Raw genomic sequence first — 3,741 nt, 5'->3', positions numbered from 1 at the left:
GGGCCGACATGACGCGGCTCGCGGCCGCGCTGATCCGGGCCTGCGGCATCACCCCCATGGCGGCGGCGCTGTGCCATTCCTGCTTCGGCGCCTGGGGCGCGCCGAGAGGCTGGCGGGGCGGCGCACCGACTACATCACGTCCGCCCGCGCGCGCGGGCTGACCAACCGCGCCGTCAATTTCGGCCATGCGCTGAAGAACACGCTGGTGCCGGTGATCACCATCACCGGCCTGCAGCTCGGCGCCATCATCGCCTTCGCGATCGTGACGGAGACGGTGTTCCAGTGGCCGGGCATGGGGCTGCTGTTCATCCAGAGCGTGGGCGCCGCGGACATCCCGGTGATGGCGGCCTACCTGATCCTGATCGCGGCGCTGTTCGTGACCATCAACCTGATCGTGGACCTGCTGTATTTCGCCGTGGACCCCCGGCTGCGGGTCGGCGGGGCGAAGGGGGGCCACTGAGATGAGCGCGGCCACGAACCCCATCGGGCGCTTCTTCGATTCCGACCTGTGGTGGAGCTTCACCCGCAACCCGATCACGGTGATCTCCGCGATCGTCGCGGCGATCTGCATCGGCGGCGCGGTGCTCGCGCCCTGGATCGCGCCGCACAACCCCTTCGACCTGGCCAGCCTGCAACTGCTGGACGCCTTCAAGCCGCCCGCCTGGGAGGCGGAAGGCGACCCGACCTATCTGCTCGGCACCGACGACCAGGGGCGCGACGTGCTCTCGGCCATCATGTACGGCGCGCGGGTGTCGCTGCTGGTGGGCTTCTGCGCGGTGGTGATGTCGGTGCTGCTCGGCGTCTCCGCCGGCCTGGCGGCGGGCTACCTGGGCGGCACGGTGGACGCGCTGCTGATGCGCATCGCCGACATCAAGCTGACCTTCCCCACCATCCTGATCGCGCTGCTGATCGACGGCGTGGTGCGGGCGGTGCTGCCGCGCGACGTGCACGACCAGATCGCGCTCTATGTCGTGATCTTCGCCATCGGCTTCTCCAACTGGCCGTCTTTCGCGCGCACCGTCCGCGGCAGCACGATGGTGGAGCGCAACAAGGAATACGTGCAGGCCGCGCGCGTGATCGGGCTCGGCCGCGGGCGGATCATGGTGACGCATGTGCTGCCCAATGTGCTCGGCCCGGTGCTGGTGATCGCGACGCTGCAGCTCGGCTTCGCGATCCTGGCGGAGGCGACGCTGTCCTTCCTCGGCGTCGGGGTCCCCCCCACCCAGCCCTCGCTCGGGACGCTGATCAGGATCGGCAACGACTTCCTGTTCTCCGGCGAGTGGTGGATCACGATCTTCCCCGGCGTGGCGCTGATCGTGCTGGTGCTGAGCGTGAACCTGCTCGGCGACTGGCTGCGCGACGCGCTGAACCCGAAGCTGCGGTGACCATGTCCAACACGCAACCGCTCCTCGAGGTCCGCAACCTCCGCGTCGAGTTCCCGACGCGGCGCGGCACGCTCGTCGCCCTCGACGACGTCTCCTTCGACATCCAGCCCGGCGAGGTGCTGGGCGTGGTGGGCGAGTCGGGCGCCGGCAAGTCCATGACCGGCGCCGCCATCATCGGCCTGCTGGAGCCGCCCGGGCGCATCGCCGGCGGGCAGATCCTGCTGGCGGGCCGGCGCATCGACAACCTGCCCTACAAGGAGATGCGCACCGTCCGCGGGCGGGAGATCGGCGCGATCTTCCAGGACCCGCTGACCACGCTGAACCCGCTCTACACGGTGGGGCGGCAGCTGGTGGAGACGATGACCACGCACCTGCCGATTGGGCCGGGCGAGGCGCGCAGGAAGGCGATCGAATGGCTGGAGCTGGTCGGCATCCCCGCCGCCGCGCAGCGCATCGACAGCTACCCGCACGAATTCTCGGGCGGGATGCGGCAACGTGTCGTCATCGCGCTCGCGCTCTGCGCCGAGCCGAAGCTGATCGTGGCCGACGAGCCGACCACCGCGCTCGACGTCTCGATCCAGGCGCAGGTGATCGCGCTGCTCAAGACGCTGGCGCGGGAGAAGGGCACCTCCATGATGCTCGTCACCCACGACATGGGCGTGATCGCCGAGACGGCCGACCGCGTCGCCGTGATGTATGCCGGCCGCATCGCCGAGATCGGCGCGGTGCGCCAGGTGGTGAAGCACCCCTCGCACCCCTACACGATCGGCCTGATGGGCTCGATCCCGCCGATCAGCCACCGGCTGGACCGGATGCAGCAGATCGAGGGCGCGATGCCGCGGCTGTCCGCCATCCCGCGCGGCTGCGCCTACAACCCGCGCTGCCCGCAGGTCTTCGCGCGCTGCCGCGAGCAGCGGCCCGAGCTGATGCCGGCCGGCGAGACGCGGGCGGCCTGCTGGCTCTACGACGCGGACAGCGAGCAGCAGGTGCTGCGGGACAGTGCGAATGCCTGACGCCATGACCGCACCCGCGATGCTGGAGACACGCGACCTCGCGCGCTTCTTCGACGTGTCCCGCCCGCTGATCCAGCGCATGCTGGCCGGCGAGGGCAAGCGGATGCTGCGTGCCGTGGATGGCGTCTCCTTCTCCATCCCGAAGGGCAAGACGCTCTCGCTGGTCGGCGAGTCCGGCTGCGGCAAGTCCACCGTCGCGCGTCTGGTCGTCGGCCTCTATGGCCCGACGCGCGGCGAGGTGATCTTCGACGGGCAGGACCTCGCGCAGGCACGCTCCGACGCCATGCAGCGGCGCCGGATGCAGATGATCTTCCAGGATCCCTACGCTTCGCTCAATCCGCGCTGGCGCGTGCGGGACATCATCTCCGAACCCATCCGCGCCTTCGGGCTGCTGTCCGATCGCGGCCAGATCGAGGCGCGCGTCGGCGAGTTGCTGACGCAGGTCGGGCTCTCGCCGCTCGACGGCCAGAAATACCCGCACGAGTTCTCCGGCGGCCAGCGCCAGCGCATCTCGATCGCGCGCGCGCTGTCCTCCAACCCGGAATTCCTGGTCTGCGACGAGCCGACCAGCGCGCTCGACGTCTCCGTTCAGGCGCAGATCCTGAACCTGATGAAGGATTTGCAGCGGGAGCTCGGCCTCACCTACCTCTTCATCAGCCACAACCTGGCCGTGGTGCGGCAGGTGAGCGACCGCGTCGGCGTGATGTATCTCGGCCGCCTGGTGGAGAACGCGCCCGCCGAGACGCTCTTCACCACGCCGCGCCACCCCTACACGCGCGCGCTGATGGAGGCGATCCCGGACCTGGAGATGACCGGGCGGCAGCGCATCCCGGTCGGCGGCGAGGTGCCGAGCCCGATCAGCCCGCCCTCCGGCTGCCCGTTCCATCCGCGCTGCCCGCTGGCCGATGACCGCTGCCGGTCGGAACGGCCGGAGCTGCGGACGGCGCGCGGCACCGAGCAGTCGCAGGTGGCCTGCCACGCGGTGGAGGACGGCCGGGATGGCGGGCCGCAGCTCGAGCCCGCCGCGATGTCGCGGGGCTGAAGACGCCGGCGGGCGGCGCGGCTCAGCGCAGGTAGGACGCGCCGTTCACGTCGATGGTCGCGCCGGTCAGGTGCCGGACGCGGCCCGTGGCGAGGAAGGCGACGAGCTCCCCCAGTTCCTCCGGCGGCACCCACTCGCCCATGGCGAGCCCGGCCGTCACCTGCGCCTCGCCGCCGGCCCCGGCGGCGGCGTCCACGCGCATCTGCGTGCGCACCACGCCGGGCGCGGCGATGTAGGGCAGCACGCCGGCCGTCGCGTAGTGCCGCGCGGCGGTCTGGGCCGCGGCGCGGGCCGCGGGGGG

General features: G+C 71.1%; 5 protein-coding genes. 4 read left to right on the top strand and 1 reads right to left on the bottom strand.

Features of this window, described 5'->3' with window-relative positions; translation table 11 throughout:
- The first annotated feature begins 70 nt into the window (after window positions 1-70).
- From AC1MIR_RS15710 to AC1MIR_RS15695, 4 genes are read left to right on the top strand one after another with little or no spacing between them, the layout of a single operon-like run.
- Window positions 71-460, top strand: coding sequence for an ABC transporter permease (locus AC1MIR_RS15710; RefSeq protein WP_480029128.1), 390 nt, complete (start codon window positions 71-73; stop codon window positions 458-460).
- A gap of 1 nt (window position 461) precedes the next feature.
- Window positions 462-1,385, top strand: a complete 924-nt coding sequence (locus AC1MIR_RS15705) for an ABC transporter permease (RefSeq protein WP_480029127.1) — start codon at window positions 462-464, stop codon at window positions 1,383-1,385.
- A gap of 2 nt (window positions 1,386-1,387) precedes the next feature.
- A complete protein-coding gene (locus AC1MIR_RS15700; RefSeq protein WP_480029126.1) occupies window positions 1,388-2,398 on the top strand; it encodes an ABC transporter ATP-binding protein in 1,011 nt (336 codons plus the stop codon).
- 4 nt (window positions 2,399-2,402) lie between these two features.
- Complete coding sequence (locus tag AC1MIR_RS15695) at window positions 2,403-3,440, top strand: ABC transporter ATP-binding protein (protein ID WP_480029125.1); 1,038 nt, start codon at window positions 2,403-2,405, stop codon at window positions 3,438-3,440.
- A 22-nt stretch (window positions 3,441-3,462) separates the two neighbouring features.
- On the opposite strand, the gene AC1MIR_RS15690 is transcribed toward AC1MIR_RS15695, so the two are convergent.
- Window positions 3,463-3,741: SDR family oxidoreductase (locus AC1MIR_RS15690; protein ID WP_480029124.1), on the bottom strand; the 279-nt coding region annotated here is incomplete at its 5' end.

This window comes from Falsiroseomonas sp. RANM36, from assembly GCF_056682175.1.
The sequence above is the reverse complement of the archived record's forward strand: the minus strand, read 5'-3'. Positions and strand labels throughout refer to the sequence as shown.

Excerpts from the sequence above, each read along its gene's own strand:
- AC1MIR_RS15695 (WP_480029125.1), top strand. The coding sequence starts at position 2,403 with ATGACCGCACCCGCGATGCTGGAGACACGCGACCTCGCGCGCTTCTTC.
- AC1MIR_RS15700 (WP_480029126.1), top strand. The coding sequence starts at position 1,388 with ATGTCCAACACGCAACCGCTCCTCGAGGTCCGCAACCTCCGCGTCGAG.
- AC1MIR_RS15705 (WP_480029127.1), top strand. The coding sequence starts at position 462 with ATGAGCGCGGCCACGAACCCCATCGGGCGCTTCTTCGATTCCGACCTG.